At 70.2% G+C, this 18,375-nt stretch carries 14 protein-coding genes; 10 read left to right on the top strand and 4 right to left on the bottom strand.

Annotated elements, in window-relative coordinates; translation table 11 throughout:
• Positions 1-74: 74 nt before the first annotated feature.
• Positions 75-3,989, top strand: coding sequence for an ATP-dependent RNA helicase HrpA (gene hrpA / locus ACPWT1_RS16885; protein ID WP_427915579.1), 3,915 nt, complete (start codon positions 75-77; stop codon positions 3,987-3,989).
• 135 nt (positions 3,990-4,124) lie between these two features.
• On the opposite strand, the gene ACPWT1_RS16880 is transcribed toward hrpA, so the two are convergent.
• On the bottom strand, positions 4,125-4,856 hold the full coding sequence (locus ACPWT1_RS16880) for an SGNH/GDSL hydrolase family protein (RefSeq protein ID WP_427912300.1): 732 nt from the start codon (positions 4,854-4,856) through the stop codon (positions 4,125-4,127).
• Between the two features lie 188 nt (positions 4,857-5,044).
• Positions 5,045-6,175, bottom strand: a complete 1,131-nt coding sequence (locus ACPWT1_RS16875; protein WP_427912299.1) for an ABC transporter substrate-binding protein — start codon at positions 6,173-6,175, stop codon at positions 5,045-5,047.
• A 166-nt stretch (positions 6,176-6,341) separates the two neighbouring features.
• On the opposite strand from ACPWT1_RS16875, the gene ACPWT1_RS16870 reads away from it, so the two are divergent.
• The 4 genes from ACPWT1_RS16870 to ACPWT1_RS16855 all read left to right on the top strand — a co-directional run bounded on the left by ACPWT1_RS16870 (position 6,342) and on the right by ACPWT1_RS16855 (position 10,713).
• Positions 6,342-6,881, top strand: coding sequence for a 2Fe-2S iron-sulfur cluster-binding protein (locus tag ACPWT1_RS16870; RefSeq protein ID WP_427912298.1), 540 nt, complete (start codon positions 6,342-6,344; stop codon positions 6,879-6,881).
• Positions 6,878-7,861, top strand: coding sequence for an FAD binding domain-containing protein (locus ACPWT1_RS16865; protein ID WP_427912297.1), 984 nt, complete (start codon positions 6,878-6,880; stop codon positions 7,859-7,861). The genes ACPWT1_RS16870 and ACPWT1_RS16865 overlap by 4 nt, the downstream gene beginning before the upstream one ends.
• A gap of 10 nt (positions 7,862-7,871) precedes the next feature.
• On the top strand, positions 7,872-10,088 hold the full coding sequence (locus tag ACPWT1_RS16860; protein ID WP_427912296.1) for a molybdopterin cofactor-binding domain-containing protein: 2,217 nt from the start codon (positions 7,872-7,874) through the stop codon (positions 10,086-10,088).
• 118 nt (positions 10,089-10,206) lie between these two features.
• Positions 10,207-10,713 (top strand): cupredoxin domain-containing protein, encoded by a 507-nt coding sequence (locus ACPWT1_RS16855; protein WP_427912295.1) that lies wholly within the window; start codon positions 10,207-10,209, stop codon positions 10,711-10,713.
• On the opposite strand, the gene ACPWT1_RS16850 is transcribed toward ACPWT1_RS16855, so the two are convergent.
• Both ACPWT1_RS16850 and ACPWT1_RS16845 read right to left on the bottom strand, forming a co-directional pair.
• Positions 10,694-11,650, bottom strand: a complete 957-nt coding sequence (locus ACPWT1_RS16850) for a 4-hydroxythreonine-4-phosphate dehydrogenase PdxA (RefSeq protein WP_427915578.1) — start codon at positions 11,648-11,650, stop codon at positions 10,694-10,696. The genes ACPWT1_RS16855 and ACPWT1_RS16850 overlap by 20 nt on opposite strands.
• A 62-nt stretch (positions 11,651-11,712) precedes the next feature.
• Positions 11,713-12,696 (bottom strand): Bug family tripartite tricarboxylate transporter substrate binding protein, encoded by a 984-nt coding sequence (locus ACPWT1_RS16845; protein WP_427912294.1) that lies wholly within the window; start codon positions 12,694-12,696, stop codon positions 11,713-11,715.
• Positions 12,697-12,814: 118 nt separating this feature from the next.
• Here ACPWT1_RS16845 and ACPWT1_RS16840 point away from each other — a divergent pair, with 118 nt between their 5' ends.
• From ACPWT1_RS16840 to ACPWT1_RS16820, 5 genes are all read left to right on the top strand, one after another.
• On the top strand, positions 12,815-13,771 hold the full coding sequence (locus ACPWT1_RS16840) for a LysR family transcriptional regulator (RefSeq protein WP_427912293.1): 957 nt from the start codon (positions 12,815-12,817) through the stop codon (positions 13,769-13,771).
• Between the two features lie 68 nt (positions 13,772-13,839).
• Positions 13,840-14,646 (top strand): FadR/GntR family transcriptional regulator, encoded by an 807-nt coding sequence (locus ACPWT1_RS16835; protein WP_427912292.1) that lies wholly within the window; start codon positions 13,840-13,842, stop codon positions 14,644-14,646.
• Positions 14,643-15,602, top strand: coding sequence for a tripartite tricarboxylate transporter substrate binding protein (locus tag ACPWT1_RS16830; RefSeq protein ID WP_427912291.1), 960 nt, complete (start codon positions 14,643-14,645; stop codon positions 15,600-15,602). Before ACPWT1_RS16835 ends, ACPWT1_RS16830 begins: the two co-directional genes overlap by 4 nt.
• 2 nt (positions 15,603-15,604) lie before the next feature.
• The gene (locus ACPWT1_RS16825) at positions 15,605-16,651 is read left to right on the top strand and encodes an Ldh family oxidoreductase (RefSeq protein ID WP_427912290.1); all 1,047 of its coding nucleotides are present in this window, start codon (positions 15,605-15,607) and stop codon (positions 16,649-16,651) included.
• Between the two features lie 179 nt (positions 16,652-16,830).
• A complete protein-coding gene (locus tag ACPWT1_RS16820; RefSeq protein WP_427912289.1) occupies positions 16,831-18,375 on the top strand; it encodes an ATP-binding protein in 1,545 nt (514 codons plus the stop codon).

Below are 18,375 nucleotides of genomic sequence, written 5' to 3'. Positions count from 1 at the left end.
GCGGCCACCCTGGCCGGCTTGCCATCGCGGCCCCCGCACCGGGCCGCTTCGCTGTTCCGTCCGCCTTGTCCGCCCTGCGCATCACCTTTCCCGAATCGCTGCCCGTCTCCGCCAAGCGCGAGGAGATCGCGCAGGCCATGGCCGACCACCAGGTGGTCATCGTCTGCGGCGAGACAGGCTCCGGCAAGACCACGCAGCTGCCCAAGATCGCGCTGTCGATGGGACGCGGCAAGCTCAACGCGAAGCCGGGCGAGAAGCCACGCCTGATCGGCCACACGCAGCCGCGCCGCATCGCCGCCTCGAGCGTCGCCAAGCGCATCGCCGAGGAACTCGAGACCCCGCTCGGCGAGGTGGTGGGCTACAAGGTGCGGTTCCAGGATCGCCTTTCGCGCGACGCCTCGGTCAAGCTGATGACCGACGGCATCCTGCTCGCGGAGACCCAGACCGATCCGCTGCTGCAGGCGTACGACACGCTGATCATCGACGAGGCCCACGAGCGCAGCCTCAACATCGACTTCCTGCTGGGCTACCTGCGCGAGATCCTGCCGCGCCGGCCCGACCTGAAGGTGGTCGTCACGTCGGCCACCATCGATGCCGAGCGGTTCGCCGAGCATTTCTCGTCGACGAAGGGCAAGGCGCCGGTCATCTACGTCTCGGGGCGCATGTACCCGGTGGAGCAGCGCTACCGGCCGTTCGAGGAGACGCGCGAGCGAGGCCTGAACGAAGCCATCGCCGATGCGGTCGACGAACTCTGGCAGGGCAATGCCGGCGGCGACATCCTCGTCTTCCTGCCCGGCGAGCGCGAGATCCGCGAAGCGGCGGACCACCTGCGATCGCACCTGTCGCACCGGGCGGTGACGCGCGGCGCCGAGGTGCTGCCGCTGTTCTCGCGCCTGTCGCAGCAGGAGCAGGATCGCATCTTCGAGCCGCATGGCGGCCGCCGCATCGTGCTGGCCACCAACGTGGCCGAGACCTCGCTCACCGTTCCCGGCATCCGCTACGTGATCGACGCCGGCACCGCGCGCGTGAAGCGCTACAGCTTCCGCAGCAAGGTGGAGCAGCTGCTGGTCGAGCCGATCAGCCAGGCCGCCGCCAACCAGCGCGCCGGCCGCTGCGGCCGCGTGGCCAACGGCATCTGCATCCGGCTGTACGAGGAGAAGGACTTCCTCGCGCGCCCGCGCTTCACCGATCCGGAAATCCTGCGCTCGTCGCTGGCAGGCGTGATCCTGCGCATGAAGTCGCTGCACCTGGGCAACGTGGAGGAGTTTCCCTTCATCGAGGCACCGCAGCGGCGGGCGATTGCCGACGGCTACCAGCTGCTGGGCGAACTCGGTGCGGTGGACGATGCCAACGAGCTCACCGACGTCGGCCGCGAGCTGGCGAAGTTGCCGCTCGATCCGCGCGTGGCCCGCATGATCCTGGAGGCGCGCACGCGCGGCGCGCTGGCCGAGGTGCTGGTAATCGCGTCGGCGCTGTCGGTGCAGGACGTGCGCGACCGCCCGCTGGAGCTGCAGGCCCAGGCCGACCAGCAGCACGCCAAATTCGACGACGAGAAGAGCGAGTTCTCGGGCTACATCCGGCTGTGGGACTGGATCCATGCGGCGCGGGGCGGTGAAGCCACGCCGGGAGCGCCGGCGCACAAGCTCTCCAACCGCCAGTACGAATCCCTCCTTCGCTCGAACTTCATCAACGTCCGGCGCGTGCGCGAGTGGCGCGACATCCACAGCCAGCTGCACACGGTGGTGGCCGAGCACAAGTGGCGGCTCAACGAGCAGCCCGCCGGGTACGAGGCGCTGCACAAGTCGATGCTGGCCGGCCTGCTGGGCAACATCGGCTGGAAGCTCGAGGAGAGCGGCCCGAATCCCGCCACGGGCGCCCGGCCCCAAGGCTCGGGCAACTCGGAGTACCTGGGCGCGCGCGGCATCAAGTTCTTCCGCCACCCGGGTGCGCACCTGAAGAAAAGGCCCGGGCGCTGGATCGTCTGCGCGGAGCTGGTGGAGACCACGCGCCTGTTCGGCCGCGGCATCGCCAACATCGAGCCGCAGTGGATCGAGGAGGTCGCCGGCCATCTTCTGCGCAAGCAGCTGCTCGATCCGCACTGGGAGAAGAAGGCGGCCGAGGTGGTGGCGCTGGAGCGCGCCACGCTGTATGGCCTGGTCGTCTACAGCGGCCGCCGCGTGCCGTTCGCCAAGGTCGACCAGCACGGCGCGCGCGAGATCTTCATCCGCGAGGGCCTTGTGGCCGGCCAGTGGGACACGCGGCTGCCGTTCCTCGCCGCCAACCAGAAGCTGGTCAGGCAGGTCGAGGAGCTGGAACACAAGTCGCGCCGGCAGGACGTGCTGGTCGACGAAGAACTGATCTTCGCCTTCTACGACCAGCAGATTCCCACCAGCGTCTACAACGGCCACACCTTCGAGGGCTGGTACCGCACCGAGAGCCGCAAGAACCCCGAGCTGCTGCGCCTGACGCGCGACGAGCTGATGCGGCACGAGGCCGCCGGCATCACCACCGATGCCTTCCCGAAGGCGATCCGCCTGGGCGGCATCGACTGCGCGGCGACGTACCTGCACGAGCCCGGTGACGCGAAGGACGGCGTCACCGTCACCGTGCCGCTGTTCGCCTTGAACCAGGTGGCCGAGGACCGCGCCGAGTGGCTGGTGCCCGGCATGCTGAAGGACAAGATCCAGGCCCTGCTCAAGAGCCTGCCGCAGAAGCCGCGTTCGCGGTTCGTGCCGTTGCCCGAGTCGGCCGCGCGCATGGCCGCGGACCTCACGGTGCCCGAGCGATTCGCGACCGGTTCGCTCACCGACACGCTGCTGAAGCTGGTGCGCGACCAGACCTCGCTGGACGTCAAGCGGACGGACTTCAAGGCCGACATGCTGCCGCCGCACCTGTTCATGAACTTCCGCGTGGTCGACGAGCACGGCCGCCAGCTCGGCATGGGTCGCAACCTCGGCGCCTTGAAGGCGGAGCTCGGTGCGAAGGCACGCGGGGCGTTCCAGGCGCTGGCGGGACTGAAGGTGCCGTCTCAAGCCTCCCCCTCTGCGGGAGGGCAGGGCGGGGGCGCCCGTCGTTCGGAGAGCCCGCCTGCGAACGTCCCGCACGCGCGGGCGGAAGCCAGGGCGCCGGCAGTGGACGGCGCCCAGCGCCACACCGCCTGGGACTTCGGCGAGCTTCCCGAACTGATGGAAGTGCGCAAGGGCGCCACCACGCTCGTCGGCTTTCCGGCGCTGGTGGACCAGGGCGACGCGGTCACGCTCGAGGTGTTCGACGAGCCCGAAGTCGCGGCCGCGAAACACCGCGTGGGTTTGCGGCGCCTCGTGGCGCTGCAGATCCGCGACGCGCTCAAGTACCTCGAGAAGAACATTCCCGACCTGCAGAAGATGGCCGTGGCCTTCATGCCGCTGGGCACGCAGGAGGAACTGCGGCAGCAGATCGTCGACGTGGCCCTCGACCGTGCCTTCCTGGCCGACCCGCTGCCGGCGGACAAGGCGGCTTTCGACCGCCGGCTGCAGGAAGGGCGCGGGCGCCTCACGCTGATCGCCAACGAGGTCGCGCGCCTTGCCGCGACCATCCTGGCCGACTATGCGACGGCCGTTCGCAAGATCAAGGACACGCGCGGCCATCCCGATGCGACGGCCGACGCTACGCAGCAGTTGCAGCGACTGGTGGGCAAGCGGTTCCTGGCCGACACGCCGTGGTCGGCGCTGCAGCACCTGCCGCGCTACCTCAAGGCGATCACGCTGCGCCTGGACAAGCTGCGCGCCGATGCGGCGCGTGACGCCACGCGCATGGCCGACGTCAAGCCACAGGAGCAGCGCTACTGGCGGCTGGTCGCCGAGCGCAAGGGACAGGTCGACGAGCGCATGCAGGAGCTGCGCTGGCTGCTGGAGGAGCTGCGCGTGAGCCTCTTCGCGCAGGAGCTGCGCACGCCGCAGCCGGTGAGCGTCAAGCGGCTGGAAAAGGTCTGGGCGCAGGTGAACAGCTGAAGGGGGCGGGCAGCCGAACGCGGAAGCCGCGAAATCACGCGAAAGACGCGAAAGAAAGCCAGGAATCTCCGCGAATTTCTTTTGCGTCTTTCGCGACCTTCTGCGTCTTTTGCGTTCGTTGTCCGTCTTCCCCGGTCACCACCCGCGTGCGTCGATCAGTTCCTTGATCTTCTTCGCCAGCACCGCGTAGCCGTCCGCCGTGAGGTGCACCTCGTCCCAGCGCAGCGAACGCGCGGGCAGGTCGGCCTGCAGGCTGGCCGCGTCGTCCGGGTGGTTCGGATTCGCTTGCGCCACCAGCCACGAGCGGATGTCGACATAGTTGTTCGGATAGGCCGCCGCCAGGTCCGCGTTCAGCTGCAGGATCGCCTGGTACACCGGCTCGCCGCGGCGCTCGCCGGGCAGGTCCTGGTTCACCACCGACAGCACCAGGAAATGCGTATTGCCCGGCGCCAGCGTGGCCACCGACCGCGCGATGTCGGCCTTGACCTGCGCGGGGTCGCGCTGCAGGTCGATGTGCGGGGGATCCTTCAGGTTGTTGTGCCCGTACCAGAACACGGTGACCCAGTCGCGGTGCGCGGTGTCGGCGACCTGCCGGTCGGCGATCTGCATCGAGGTCTCGCCGATGACGCCGCCGTTGAACACCGGCCGGCTGCCTTCCAGGGTCTGCAGTTGCGGACCGTAGCCCGCGGTGAGCGAATCGCCCCAGAGCGCGATGCTCGACGACAGGGCCACGTTGCTGGCCAGCGGTGCCGACGAGGTCGCAGGGGCCGCGACAGGCTCGGCGACACCGGCCCCGCCGCCACCGCCTCCACCGCATCCGCCCAGCAGCGCCACGCCCAGCCAACCGACCACAGCACGCCTGTCCATGTCTTCGCCTTCCGAGTTGCGACGAGTCTCGGTGTGGGACCCAGCCGCGGGTGTCGGTGGCTGGACGGAGCCCGCGTGGGCCCCCGTGGTTCAACGCTGTCGGCGGTCGCGGGAACGCGTGGTGCGGCGTCAGCGCACGGCGGCGTCAGCCAAGGTCGGCGCGGCCGTTTCCTGGCCGCACCTGGAGCTCAGGTGCGCACCCGGCCGTCGCCGGTCAGCATCGACAGCTCGACGAAGCTGGAGGCCGCATGGTCGTTGGGCGACAGCGTGATGTTGAAGCCGCCCAGGCTCTGGCTGCCCAGGCTTTCCAGCGAAGCGACGAGGTTGTCGCGTGCCGGCTTGCCACTGATGCGGCGCAGCGCCTCGGTGACCACCTTGGCCGCGATGTAGCCCTCCATGCTCGAGAAGTTGGCCTGGTACTCGCCGCCGGCCTTCTTCACGGCTTCGTTGAACTCGCGCGCGATCGGGCGCGCGGGGCTGTACGGCGAAGGCACGACCTGCGAGACCACGACGCCGGCCGCGTCGCGGCCCAGTTCGTCGGCCAGTGCCTGCGTGCCGACGAAGGACACGTTGTAGAACGTGCCGCCATAGCCGGCCGCCCTGGCCTGGCGAATGAAGGCGGCGCAGGCCTTGTAGGCGCCGATCTGCACGATGGCGTCGGGCCCCGCGGCCACCAGTGTCCTCACGGCCGCGCCGACGTCGACCGAGTTGCGCTCCACCGTGGCCAGCGCGACGGGCTTGGACTCGTGGCTCGCCAGGGCGAGCTGCACGCCCTCGAGACCGGCCTTGCCATAGGCGTCGTTCTGGTAGAAGACCGCGATCTTCTTCATGCCCACGTTGGCGAGCTGCTTGACGATCAGTGCCGTCTCGTCGTTGTACGAGGCGCGCAGGTGGAACGCATAGCGGTTGAACGGCTGGCGCAGGCCCATCGCGCCGGTGTAGGGCGCGATGAAGGGTGTCTTCGACGCGGTGGCCAGCGGCAGCGCGGCCAGGCTGGTGGGCGTGCCGACGTACGCGAACAGCGCGAGCGGGTCCTCGTTCAGCAGCTTGCGCGTGTTCTCCGCGCAGCGATCGGGCTCGTAGCCGTCGTCCATCTTCACCAGCTCGACGGGCCGGCGCAGGATTCCCTGCGCATTGGCCTGCTCGAAATACAGCCGCGCACCCGCATGGAACTGGATGCCCAGCTGCGCCGCAGGACCGGTGAACGGGGCCGACTGGCACAGCAGGAGTCGCTCGCCCTGCGCACGAACGGCAGGCAGGGCGGCGAGGGCGGCCGCGCCGGCGACGGCGCGGGAGAAGGAACGGCGAGTGATGCTCATGCGCGGGATTGTCGAAGCGGGGTGCTGTCGGAGACCTGTCAGGGGTCCTGTCAATCTCTGCAGTCCGCCGTGTAGGTGCGCTCCCACCGGGCGGCAGGCGTTGCACGGGCGGTGTCCGGGCCAGGACATCCCTAGAGTGACGCGCTCCACGCCAAGCAGGAACTCCATGCACGACCAGCAAGAACACGCCCTGTCGACGCTCACGGTCACGCTGCAGGTCAACGGCCAGAAGCGGCAGCTGTCGCTGGACGCGCGCACCACGCTGCTCGACGCGCTGCGCGAGCACCTGGATCTCACGGGCAGCAAGAAGGGATGCGACCACGGCCAGTGCGGTGCCTGCACGGTGCTGGTCAACGGCCGCCGCATCAACGCGTGCCTGACCCTTGCAGTGATGCACGACGGCGACACCATCACCAGCATCGAAGGCCTGGCGCAGGGCGAGCGGCTCCATCCGTTGCAGGCCGCGTTCGTGGCGCACGACGGCATGCAGTGCGGCTACTGCACGCCGGGGCAGATCTGCTCGGCCGTCGCCATGCTGGACGAGGTGAAGGCAGGCATGCCGAGCCATGTCACCGCCGACCTGCAGCAGGCGCCGCTGCTCACGCCCGAGGAAATCCGCGAGCGCATGAGCGGCAACCTGTGCCGCTGCAGCTGCTATCCCAACATCGTCGATGCCATCACCGACGTCGCGGAGGCGCAGCCATGAAGGCCTTCACGTACGAGCGCGCGGGCAGCCCGGAGGAAGCCGCGTCGATCGCGGCGCGGCCGGGCACCAAGGTGATCGCCGGCGGCACCAATCTGCTGGACCTGATGAAGATCCAGGTCGAGGCGCCCGAGCACCTGGTCGACGTGAACCGCATGCCCGGCCTCGACCGCATCGAGGACACGGAGGAGGGCGGCCTTCGCATCGGCACGCTGGTGCGCAACAGCGATCTCGCGTCCGACACCCGCGTGCGCGTCCGCTATCCGGTGCTGTCGCGCGCGCTGCTCGCCGGCGCCAACGGGCAGCTGCGCAACAAGGCCACCACCGGCGGCAACCTGTTGCAGCGCACGCGCTGCTACTACTTCTACGACCCGAGCAAGCCGTGCAACAAGCGCCAGCCCGGCTCGGGCTGCTCGGCCATCGGCGGCTTCAATCGCATCCACGCCGTCGTGGGCGCCAGCGAGCAGTGCATTGCCGTGCATCCGTCCGACATGGCGGTGGCGATGCGGGTGCTGGACGCGCAGGTGGAAACCGTGCGGCCGCAGGGCGGCCGGCGCGTGATCCCGATCGCCGACTTCCACAGGCTGCCCGGCAACACGCCGCAGCAGGATGCGACGCTGGAAGCCGGCGAGATCATCACCGCGGTCACGCTGCCGCCGCCGCCGCCAGGCGTGCAGCTCTATCGCAAGGTGCGCGACCGCGCCTCCTTCGCCTTTGCGCTTGTGTCGGTCGCGGCGATCGTCGATGCGCACGGCGGCAGCATCCGCGGTGCGCGCCTGGCCTTCGGCGGCCTGGCGCACAAGCCGTGGCGCGTGACGGCGGCCGAGGACGCCCTGGCCGGCAAGCCGGCGCAGCAACGCGCGTTCGACGATGCGGCCGACGCCGTGCTGCAGGGCGCCCGGGGCCAGGGCCACAACGAATTCAAGATCCCGCTCACCCGGCGCGTGCTCGCCGGCGTGCTGGCGGAAGCGACGCACGCCTGAGGAGCCCACGATGGAGATGACGAAACCCGCGCCGCCGAACGTGCTCGACGAGAACCGGCATGGCCAGATCGGGCGTCCGCTGGACCGGGTCGACGGCGTGCTCAAGGCCACCGGTCGCGCGCCGTACGCGTACGAGGTGCGCGAGGGCGCGGCGCCGGCCTATGGCTGGATCGTCGAGGCGTCTATCGCCAAGGGCCGCATCGCCGAGCTGGACACGGCCGCCGCCGAGGCCGCGCCCGGCGTGCTGCTGGTGCTGTCGCACAAGACCATGCCGCCGCAGGGCAGCTACTCCACGGAGGTGAAGCAGCGCTTCGAGCGCGCCGTGCCCTACATGAACGACGACCGCGTCATCGCGTACGGCGAGCCGGTGGCCCTGGTCGTGGCCGAGACGCTGGAGCAGGCCCGCGCGGCGGCGGCGTTGATCCGGCCCCGCTACGAGGCCGAGCCCGGCGACTACGACCTGCAGTCCAACCTGGGCAAGGCCGAGAAGCCGTCGTCCAACGTCAACGAACCGGATTCGGCGGTCGGCGATTTCGCCCGCGGCTTCGCCGAATCGCCGGTGCAGCTGGACGTGGCCTACACCACGCCGTTCCACATCCACGCCCAGATGGAGCCGCACGCCACCCTGGCCTGGTGGGAGGGTGATCGCGTCGTGATCCACTGCTCCACGCAGATGGTCGAGCATGCGCAGGCCCGCGTCGCCGCCACGCTGCAGATCCCGAAGGAGAAGGTGCGCATCGTCAGCCGCTACATCGGCGGTGGCTTTGGCGGCAAGCTGCCGGTGTTCGCGGACGTGCTGCTGTCGGCACAGGCGTCACGCAAGCTCGGGCGTCCCGTGAAGACGGCGCTCACGCGCCAGCAGATGTTCCACATCACGACGCATCGCAGCCGCACGATCCAGCGCCTGCGCTTCGGCGCCACGCGCGACGGCGTGCTGCAGGCGATCGCGCACGAGGCCTGGTCGCACAGCGCGCGCTACGACGACTTCTACGAGACCGCCGCGGTGCAGACGCGGTCGCTCTATGCGGCTGCGCACCGCATGACGCAGCATCGCGTGTGCCGCCTCGACCTGCCTCGTGCCGATTCGTGCCGCGCACCGGGCGAGGCCGTGGGCCTGCTGGCGCTCGAATGCGCGATGGACGAACTCGCGCACGAGCTGGGCATCGATCCCGTCGAACTGCGGCTGCGCAACGAACCGCAGCAGGACCCCGAGAAGAAGATCCCTTACTCCACGCGGCAGCTCGTGCAGTGCCTGCAGGAAGGCGCCCGGCGGTTCGGCTGGAACAAGCGCAACGCGACACCGGGGCAGGTGCGCGAAGGGCGTTGGCTGATCGGCATGGGCATGTGCGCCACCACGCGCAGCAACTACCTGCAGACCGCGAAGTGCCGCGTGACGCTGGACGGGCAGGGCGTGCTCACGGCCCGCATGGCGATGACGGACATCGGCACCGGCACCTACACCATCCTCACGCAGATCGCCGCGGAGATGCTGGGATTGCCACCTGCGCAGGTACGCATCGAGCTGGGCGACAGCGACTTCCCGCCGACCTCGGGATCGGGCGGCTCGTTCGGCGCCGCCACCTCGGGCTCGGCGCTGTACGACGCGTGCGAGAAGCTGCGCGCGGCCATCGCGCACAGCGCCGGCATCGATCCGGGCAAGGCGCTGTTCGGCGACGGCAAGATCCAGGGCAGCGGCAAGACCGTGCACCTGGCCAGGCTGGCCGGCGACGAGCGCCTGTCGGCCGACGGCGAGATCCAGTCGGGCGACATGTCGAAAAAGTATTCGCAGCAGGCCTATGGCGCGCAGTTCGCCGAGGTCGCGGTCGACTCCGAGTCGGGCGAGGTGCGCCTGCGCCGCATGCTGGGTGTGTTCGCGGCCGGCCGCATCCTGAACCTCAAGACCGCCACCTCGCAGGTGCGCGGCGGGATGATCTGGGGCATCTCCAACGCGCTGCACGAAGAAGGCGCGCTCGACCCCCACCATGGCTTCTTCGCCAACCACGACCTGGCCGAGTACCACGTCGCGGCGCATGCCGACATCCCGGCCGTCGAGGTCGTGTTCCTGCCCGAGATCGACGACAAGGCCAACCCGCTGAAGATCAAGGGCGTGGGCGAGCTGGGCATCAGCGGCGCGGGCGCGGCGGTCGCCAACGCGGTCTTCAACGCCACCGGCGTGCGGGTGCGCGATTACCCGGTCACGCTCGACAAGGTGCTGCGCGGGCTGTAAGGGCACGTTTCCGGCGCGTCCGCCCGTCGTCGTCGCGCGCACGCCCGTCGCCCTGCGCGGCCGCATCGTCCTTGCGGCCGTGTCGGCCCGCGCGCTTTCGCCACAGAATGGCCGGGCCATGAAGACATCCAGAAGCATCGTCGCCACGGCCTTCGCCTGCGTCGTGGCCACCGGCCTGCAGGCCGCGCCGAAGGAGGCGCACTCCCGAGACGCGCACCATGCACCGGCCAAGGCCGAGCAGCAGGACTGGGGCATCGCCGGCGGCGCGCACGCCCCCCGCCGCACCATCGAGATCGGCATGACGGACGCCATGCGCTTCACGCCGTCGAAGCTGCAGTTGCGCGAGGGCGAGACCGTGCGCTTCGTGGTCGTCAACCGCGGCAAGCAGGACCACGAGTTCGTGATCGGCACGCCCAAGGTGCTTGACGCACATGCCGCGCTGATGCGCCGTTTCCCGCAGATGGACCACGACGACCCCAGCGCCGTGCGCGTCGCGCCCGGCCGGCGCAAGACCCTGGTGTGGACCTTCAACCGGCCCGGGGAGTTCGCGTTTGCGTGCCTGGTGCCCGGCCACTACGAGGGCGGGATGACGGGCACCATCAAGGTCATGTCGCGCAAGCACTGACCTCGTTCACCTGGCGCGCCATGCGCGCGCACAGGTCGAACGCGGCCTGCAGGCCTTCGATCCCCGCAACGCCGCGGCCGGCGATGTCGAACGCGCTGCCGCTGGCCGACGTGGCCACCGGCACCGGCAGGCCGCCATGGAGCGTGACGCCGCGCTCGAATCCCATCAGCTTCATCGCGATCTGGCCCTGGTCGTGGTACATCGACACGACCGCATCGAAGTCGCCGCGCCGCGCCGCGATGAACACGGTGTCGGGCGACCACGGCCCGGTGGCATCGAGGCCATCCTTGCGCAGGCGCTCGATGGCAGGGGCGATCACCTCGATCTCCTCGCGCCCGATGGAGCCGCCGTCGCCGGCGTGCGGGTTCAGGCCCGAAACGGCGATGCGCGGCCGGGCGATGCCGGCGCGGCGCAGCGCGGCGTCGATGATGTGCACGGCGTCCGCGACCGCCTGGCCGGTGATCAGGTCCGCGACTTCGCGCACGGGCACGTGCGACGTGACGCGCGACGTCCACAGCGCGCCAGTGATGTTGAACTCGCAGGTGAAGCCTTCGACCCCGAACCGGCGCTGCATGTAGCGCAGCTCGTCCTCCTCGCGCATGCCCGCGAGGCGCAGCGAATGCTTGTTCAGCGGCGCGAACAGGATGCCGTCGACGGCGCCCGCACGTGCGAGGTCGGTCGCCGTGGCCAGCGCCTGCAGCGCGGCCGCGCCCGCTTCGGTGCTGCATTGGCCCATCGGGGCGTCGCCGGTGTCGGGCTGCACCAGGTGGGTGATGCGACCGGGCTGCGCAGGCCGTCCTTCGTAGCCATCGACCTCCTGCACCGACAGGCGCACGCCGGCAACGCGTTCGCCGGCGGCCACGACGCGCTGCGGAGCAACCAGCAGCAGGTCGGCGGCTTCCAGGTTGGCCGCGCGGGCCAGCAGCTTCACGCCCATCTCGGGACCGACGCCTGCCGGGTCGCCCAGCAGCACGGCCAGGCGGGGACGATGCACGCCGGTCACAGGCTTTCTCCCTTGATGTTGGCGTCGCGGACGAGCTTGCGGAACCGCTCGTACTCCTGCCGGTTCATGTCCGCGAACTGGTCGGCGCTGAGCGTGCCGACTTCGCCGCCGAGCCCGCGGATGCGCGACTGCACATCGGGCATGCGCAGCGCCTTGCCCAGCGCGGCCACGAGCGTGTCGACCGTCGCCTTCGGCGTGCCGGCCGTGACGTAGAGGCCGTACCAGGTCTGCACGTCGGCACCGCGGACACCGGCCTCGGCCATCGTCGGCACGTCGGGCAGTTCGGCCGAGCGCTTGTCGGCCATCACGGCCAGCGGCCGGAACTTGCCCGAGCGGATCTGGCCCATCGCGGACGACGTGGAGTCGAACATCATCGTGACCTCGCCGCCGATGATGTCCACGTGCGCCTGGGTGCTGCCCTTGTACGGGATGTGGATCGCCCTGGTGCCGGTGGCCAGCGAAAACGCCTCGCCCGCGATGTGCTGGGTGCTGCCGATGCCAGAGGACGCGTACCTCAGCGTGCCGGGCGCGGCAGTCATCGCCGCGACCAGGTCCTTCACCGAGCGGTAGGGCGAGGACGACGAGACCACCAGCACGTTGGGCATCACCGCCACCAGGCCGACCGGCTGCAGGTCCTTCAGCGGATCGAACTTCAGCTTCATCAGGTGCGGCGCGATCGCCTGCCCGGTGTTGGTGGCCAGGAGCAGCGTGCTCCCATCGGGCGTTGCGTGCGCGGTGATGTCGGCGGCGATGGTGTTGGATGCCCCCGGCCGGTTCTCCACCACGACGGACTGGTGCAGGTCGGGCCCGAGCTTGTCGGCCAGCATGCGCGCCAGGATGTCGGTGCCGCCGCCGGGCGACGCGCCGACCATGATGCGCACCGCCTTGTCGGGCGTGCCCTGCGCGAAGGCGTGTGGCACGAGTGCCAGGAGAGCGGCGCCCGCGGCGAGCGCGAGGGCGGAACGGCGATCGAGGTCCATGGATGTCTCCTTGCGGCGCCGGATCGTGGCTGGCGCTCCGGGTGCAGCCTAGGGGTGCGAGCCATTGCACGCCAATGAATATTCGCGAGCCTGCCATCACCTTTTGTATATTGCTCGCATGCCCAAGGCCCTCACCGACGCCGCGCTGCTGATGCGGCTGCGCACGCGCCAGCTGCTGCTGCTGGAGGCGCTGGGCCGCGGCGGCCAGCTCGGTCGCGCCGCGGCCGAGCTGGGCATGAGCCAGCCGGCCGCCACCAAGCTGCTGCAGCAGGCCGAGGAAGCGGTCGGCGCTGCGCTCTTCACGCGCCTCGCACGCGGCATGCAGCCCACGCCCACCGGCGAGGTGCTGATCCGGTTCGCGCGCCAGGCGCTGGTGGACTTCCGTTTCGCACGCGAGCAGCTCGCCGCGCTGCGCTCCGGCCTGCGCGGTCGGCTGCGCCTCGGATCGGTGCCCGGTGCGCTGCCAGAACTGCTGGCGCCCGCCCTGCATGCGTACCGGCGCAAGCATCCGCGAGTGGCGGTCTCGGTGCTGGTGGAGACCAGCGACCGCATGCTCGACCTGCTGGAGCGGGGCGAGGTCGACCTCGTGCTGGGCCGGCCGACCGAGGCGCACCACGACGAGGAGCTGCAGGTCGTGCCGCTGCTCGCGGAGCCGCAGGTGGTGGTCGTGCGCGCCGGCCATCCGCTGCTGGAGAAAGACGACCTGGCGCTGGCCGACCTGATGCGCTGCCCGTGGGTGCTGCAGCCGCCGGGCTCGCCGCAGCGCAGCCGGTTCGAAGCCGCATTGCGCGAAGCGGGCCTGCACGGACGCCTCGACATCACCGAGACGGCGTCGACGGTCGCGGCCACGGTGCTGCTGGAGGGCAGCGACATGGCGGCCATCATGCCGGCCTCGCTCGCCTCGCATTACGCGCGCCTCGGCGTGCTGCAGGTGCTGCCGCTCGCGCTGCCGTTGCGCGTGCCGCCGATCCACCTGGTGGTGCGGCGGCATCGCGAGTTGTCGCCGGCCGCGCACGGCTTCATCGAGGTGCTGCGACAGCACGTCGAAGTCGAGGCACACGCGACGGGCGCTTGATCCGTGACTTCGCACGGCTTCGGGTATCCACCCGGGTCGTCCTGGTCAGCCGCTGGTAAAACCAGCGCATGACCAGACGCGCGGCCGCACCCAGCATCAAGCGCGACCAGCATCCTTCCCAGGGCACCGGATTCGGGCAGGTGTTCGACTTCCTGCGCGAGCAGCTGCTGGAGGGCCGCATCCGCAATGGCGATCGGCTGCTGTCCGAGCGCGACCTGGCGCTGCAGCTGGGCGTCAGCCGGCCCATCGTGCGCGAGGCGCTGCGCGCGCTGTCGATGCTGGGCGTGGTGGAAATCCGCGAGCGCATGGGCACTGTCGTGCGCCAGCCGGACGTCTCGGTGCTGGGCGACGTGTTCGCGTTCTCCCTGGCGCAGGCCCCGGATGCGATGGACGACGTGATGCAGGCACGCCTCGCGCTCGAGTGCCAGGCCATCCGGCTGGCATGCCGCCGCGCGACGATGGCGGACATCGACCGAATGAAGGCCGCGCTCGACGCACTCGAGCGCACCATCGACGACGCCACGGCAGGCAGCCAGGCCGACAACGACTTCCACCTGGCGCTGGTGCGCGCGAGCAAGTCCGAGACGGTGATCCAGCTCTACGCCGCGATGGCGGCGCTGCTCGCGCGCTCGCACCGCGACCGCCGCCGGCTCGTGTTCGACGACAGCGTCGCCAGGCGCAGCGTCATCGACGACCACCGCCGCCTCCTCGAAGCCGTGATCGCCGGCGACGAGGACGCGGCCGACCAGGCCTTGCGCGAGCACATGCGCGTGGGCGAGGAAGTGCAGCGTCGCGGGGCCCTGGCCCGGCGCCCTGGAACCCCGGCCGGGAAAGGCCGAAAGCAACGACACCAACCGAAGGAGACAACCCAGTGATCCGTTCCGTCCACCGCCTGCTGGCAGGGCTGCTGTGCCTCGCCGCCGCGCACGCGCCTGCGTTCGCGCAGCACACGTTCCCCACCAAGCCGATCGAGCTGGTGGTGCCGTATCCCGCCGGCGGCGGCACCGACGTCCTGGCGCGCGCCTTCGCGCTTGCGGCCACGAAGCACCTGCCGCAGCCGATGGTGGTCGTGAACAAGCCGGGCGCGGCCGGCATGATCGGCCTGGCCGACGTGCTCAACGGCAAGGAGCCGGGCTACAAGGTGGGCGTGCTGGCCACCGACCTCATGACGCAGCCCAACATGGGCCTGACGAAGATCACCTACCAGGACTTCACGCCGATCGCGCGCCTGAACTACGACCCCGCCGCGATCACCGTGCGCGCCGATGCGCCCTGGAACACGGTGGAGGAGTTCATCGCCGCGGCCAAGAAGGGCGACTTCCGCATCGGCAACGGCGGCAACGGTTCCACCTGGCACCTGGCGGCCGCCGCCATCGAGGACAAGACCGGCGCCAAGTTCAACCACATCCCCTTCTCGGGCGCCAACCCCGCCGCGCTGTCGCTGCTGGGCGGCCATATCGAGGCGATCACGGTCAGCGCTGCCGAGGTCTACCCGCACGTCGCGGCCGGCAAGCTGAAGCTGCTGGCCATCATGGCCGACGAGCGCATCAAGGGCTTCGAGAACGTGCCCACGCTGAAGGAGAAGGGCCTGGACATCTCCATCGGCACCTGGCGCGGCCTGGCGGTGCCCAAGGGCACGCCGCCCGAGATCGTGGCCGCGCTGCGCGCCGCCACCGCCAAGACGGCGCAGGAGCCCAGCTTCCAGGAGGCGCTGCAGAAGCAGAACATGGGTTACGCCTATGCCGACGGCGACGCGTTCTACGCCGTGATGGCCAAGGACCACGCGTTCTACAAGGCCCTGATCCAGAAGCTGGGACTGAAGGGCCAGTGACCATGACGCAGCGCATCGCCGCGCAGCGGCTCGCCGACTTCGCCCGCGCGCTGCTGCAGGCCGCGGGCATGCCGGCGGACAAGGCGCAGGCCGTGTCCACCGTGCTGGTCGAAGGCGACCTCATGGGCCACACCACGCACGGCCTGCAATTGCTCGCACCGTACCTCGCCGACATCGAGAAGCGCTCGATGAACGTGGACGGCGAGCCGCAGGTGCTGTCGGACAAGCCAGCCGCGCTGCTGTGGGACGGGCGCCGCCTGCCCGGCCCGTGGCTGGTGCTGCGCGCGATCGAGCACGCCACGGCGCGCGCGCGCGAGGCCGGCACCGGCACGGTCGTGATCCGGCGCAGCCACCACATTGCCAGCCTCGCGAGCTACCACCGCCGCGTCGCGGAAAAGGGTCTGGTGCTGCTCCTTGCGAGTTCGGATGCCAACTCGGCGAGCGTGGCGCCGTTCGGGGGCCTCGATCCGGTGTTCACGCCGAACCCGATCTCGGCGGGCCTGCCCACCGGCGGGCTGCCGATCTCGGTGGACATCTCCACGTCGACCACCACCAACGGACTCACGAACCGCCTTCACCAGCAGGGCGGCAAGCTGCCGGCGCCGTGGTTGATCGATGGCCATGGACAGCCCTCCGACGATCCGGCAGTGCTGTTCAAGGACCCCAAGGGAACGATCCTGCCGCTCGGTGGCCTGGACTCGGGGCACAAGGGCTTCGGGCTGTCGCTGCTGGTCGAAGCGCTCACTGGCGGTCTCGCGGGGCATGGCCGCGCCGATCCGCGCGAAGGCTGGGGCGCCACGGTGTTCCTGCAGGTGATCGATCCCGAGGCGTTCGCGGGCCGTGCTGCGTTCGAGCGCCAGATCGACGAGGTGGCGCGCCAGTGCCGTGCGTCCCGGCCGGCCAATCCGCAGCGTCCCGTGCGCCTGCCGGGCGAACGCGGGTTCCAGCTGGCAGACCAGCAGGCCGCGCAGGGCGTGCTGCTGCATGAGGGCATCCTGGCCGCGCTCGCGCCGTGGGCCCGGAAGTACGACGTAGCCATGCCGGGTTAACCCCGGGCGCGCGCTGCATTCAAAAGTCTGCGATCGCACTGCGGCGCGCGTTCTCACGTGGCGGCGACCGCGGGTGGCGGGTCGTTGTCCTACAAGCGACCACTCAGTCACCGGTCAGAGTCGCCGCTTCCCAAAGTACAGATGGGCTGGCCAGGGTTGCGGCGGTCCACCGGAAAATCGTGAGTTCCAGAGATTCGGTCGAGACAGTGACGGACGAGGGCGATCGCCTGCGGCAATTCATCGCCGGCGTCACCGACTACGCGATCTACATGCTGACCCCCGAAGGGCGCGTTGCCAGCTGGAATGCGGGGGCGCAGCGCTTCAAGGGCTACCACGCCGACGAGATCATCGGCGAGCACTTCTCCCGCTTCTACACCGAGGAGGACCGCGCAGCCGGCGTTCCCGCTTACGCGCTGCGACATGCCGTGGAGACTGGCAAGTTCGAGGCCGAGGGCTGGCGGATGCGCAAGGACGGCTCGCGGATGTGGGCCCACGGGGTGATCGATCCGATCCGCAACCCGATGGGCGAGCTGATCGGGTTTGCCAAGATCACGCGCGACATCACCGAACGCAAGGCGGCCGCCGAGCAGTTGGAGAAGACGCGCGAGGCGTTGTTCCAGGCCCAGAAGCTGGAGGCGATCGGCAAGCTCACCGGCGGCGTGGCGCACGACTTCAACAACCTGCTGAACGTGGTGGGCAACGGCCTCGCGATCCTGCAGCGGCGCCTGCAGGACCCGGCGGACCGGCGCCTGCTGGCCACGATGGACCACGCCGTGCGCCGCGGCGCCACGCTGACGGAGCAGCTCCTGAGCTTCGCGCGCCAGCAGCCGATGAAGCAGGAAGCCCGCGACCTCAATCGCGTGATCGCCGGCTTCGAGCCGGTGCTGCGCCGGGCCGGACGCAGCGGCCTGGAGTTCGAGACGGTGCTGGAGACGCGGCTGCCGCCGGCGCGCATCGACGTCGCGCAGTTCGAGACCGCGCTGCTCAACCTGCTGGTCAACGCCCGCGACGCCACGCCCGATGGTGGACGCATCGTCATCTCGACGCAGTGGCGCGATCTCGCGGAGCGCGAGGTCGGCGTGCTGCCGGCCGGCCGCTACGTCGCCGTCAGCGTGCAGGACACGGGAGCCGGCATGCCGCCGGAGGTGATCGCCCGCGCCGTGGAACCGTTCTTCACCACGAAGGACATCGGCAAGGGCACGGGCCTGGGCCTCAGCCAGGTGTACGGGATGGTGCAGCAGTCCGGCGGCGACCTGGCGATCCAGTCGCAGCCCGGCGAGGGCACCACGGTGACCCTGTTCTTCCCGGCCAGCGATGGCGACACCGAAGCGCAGGCGAACGGCCCCGCGGCGGCGGAACGCGTGCTGGTCGTCGACGACCAGCCCGACGTGCTGGAGATGGCCGGGGAGCTGCTGCGCACGCTGGGCTTCGACGTCCTGACCGCGGGGTCCGGCGAGCAGGCGCTCGAGCTGCTCAAGCGCACACCCGGCGTGCAGCTGCTGTTCACCGACGTCGTGATGCCCGGCATGTCGGGCGTGGACCTCGCGCGCAAGGCGAAGGCGTTCGCGCCCGAGCTGAAGGTGCTGCTGGCATCGGGCTATGCCGGTGGCCACGGCTTCGCTCGCGACGACCGCGACCAGCTGGAGGGCTTCCAGTTCCTGGCGAAGCCGTTCCAGCTGGCCGACCTGGTGCAGAAGCTGCGCGTGCTGGAACGCGTGGACTGA

It is taken from the genome of Ramlibacter sp. MMS24-I3-19, from assembly GCF_050320135.1.
GTDB lineage: Bacteria > Pseudomonadota > Gammaproteobacteria > Burkholderiales > Burkholderiaceae_C > Ramlibacter.
The sequence above is the reverse complement of the archived record's forward strand: the minus strand, read 5'-3'. Positions and strand labels throughout refer to the sequence as shown.

Excerpts from the sequence above, each read along its gene's own strand:
- ACPWT1_RS16880 (WP_427912300.1), bottom strand. The coding sequence starts at position 4,856 with ATGGACAGGCGTGCTGTGGTCGGTTGGCTGGGCGTGGCGCTGCTGGGC.
- ACPWT1_RS16875 (WP_427912299.1), bottom strand. The coding sequence starts at position 6,175 with ATGAGCATCACTCGCCGTTCCTTCTCCCGCGCCGTCGCCGGCGCGGCC.
- ACPWT1_RS16870 (WP_427912298.1), top strand. The coding sequence starts at position 6,342 with ATGCACGACCAGCAAGAACACGCCCTGTCGACGCTCACGGTCACGCTG.
- ACPWT1_RS16865 (WP_427912297.1), top strand. The coding sequence starts at position 6,878 with ATGAAGGCCTTCACGTACGAGCGCGCGGGCAGCCCGGAGGAAGCCGCG.
- ACPWT1_RS16860 (WP_427912296.1), top strand. The coding sequence starts at position 7,872 with ATGGAGATGACGAAACCCGCGCCGCCGAACGTGCTCGACGAGAACCGG.
- ACPWT1_RS16855 (WP_427912295.1), top strand. The coding sequence starts at position 10,207 with ATGAAGACATCCAGAAGCATCGTCGCCACGGCCTTCGCCTGCGTCGTG.
- ACPWT1_RS16850 (WP_427915578.1), bottom strand. The coding sequence starts at position 11,650 with ATGGGCGTGAAGCTGCTGGCCCGCGCGGCCAACCTGGAAGCCGCCGAC.
- ACPWT1_RS16845 (WP_427912294.1), bottom strand. The coding sequence starts at position 12,696 with ATGGACCTCGATCGCCGTTCCGCCCTCGCGCTCGCCGCGGGCGCCGCT.
- ACPWT1_RS16840 (WP_427912293.1), top strand. The coding sequence starts at position 12,815 with ATGCCCAAGGCCCTCACCGACGCCGCGCTGCTGATGCGGCTGCGCACG.
- ACPWT1_RS16835 (WP_427912292.1), top strand. The coding sequence starts at position 13,840 with ATGACCAGACGCGCGGCCGCACCCAGCATCAAGCGCGACCAGCATCCT.
- ACPWT1_RS16825 (WP_427912290.1), top strand. The coding sequence starts at position 15,605 with ATGACGCAGCGCATCGCCGCGCAGCGGCTCGCCGACTTCGCCCGCGCG.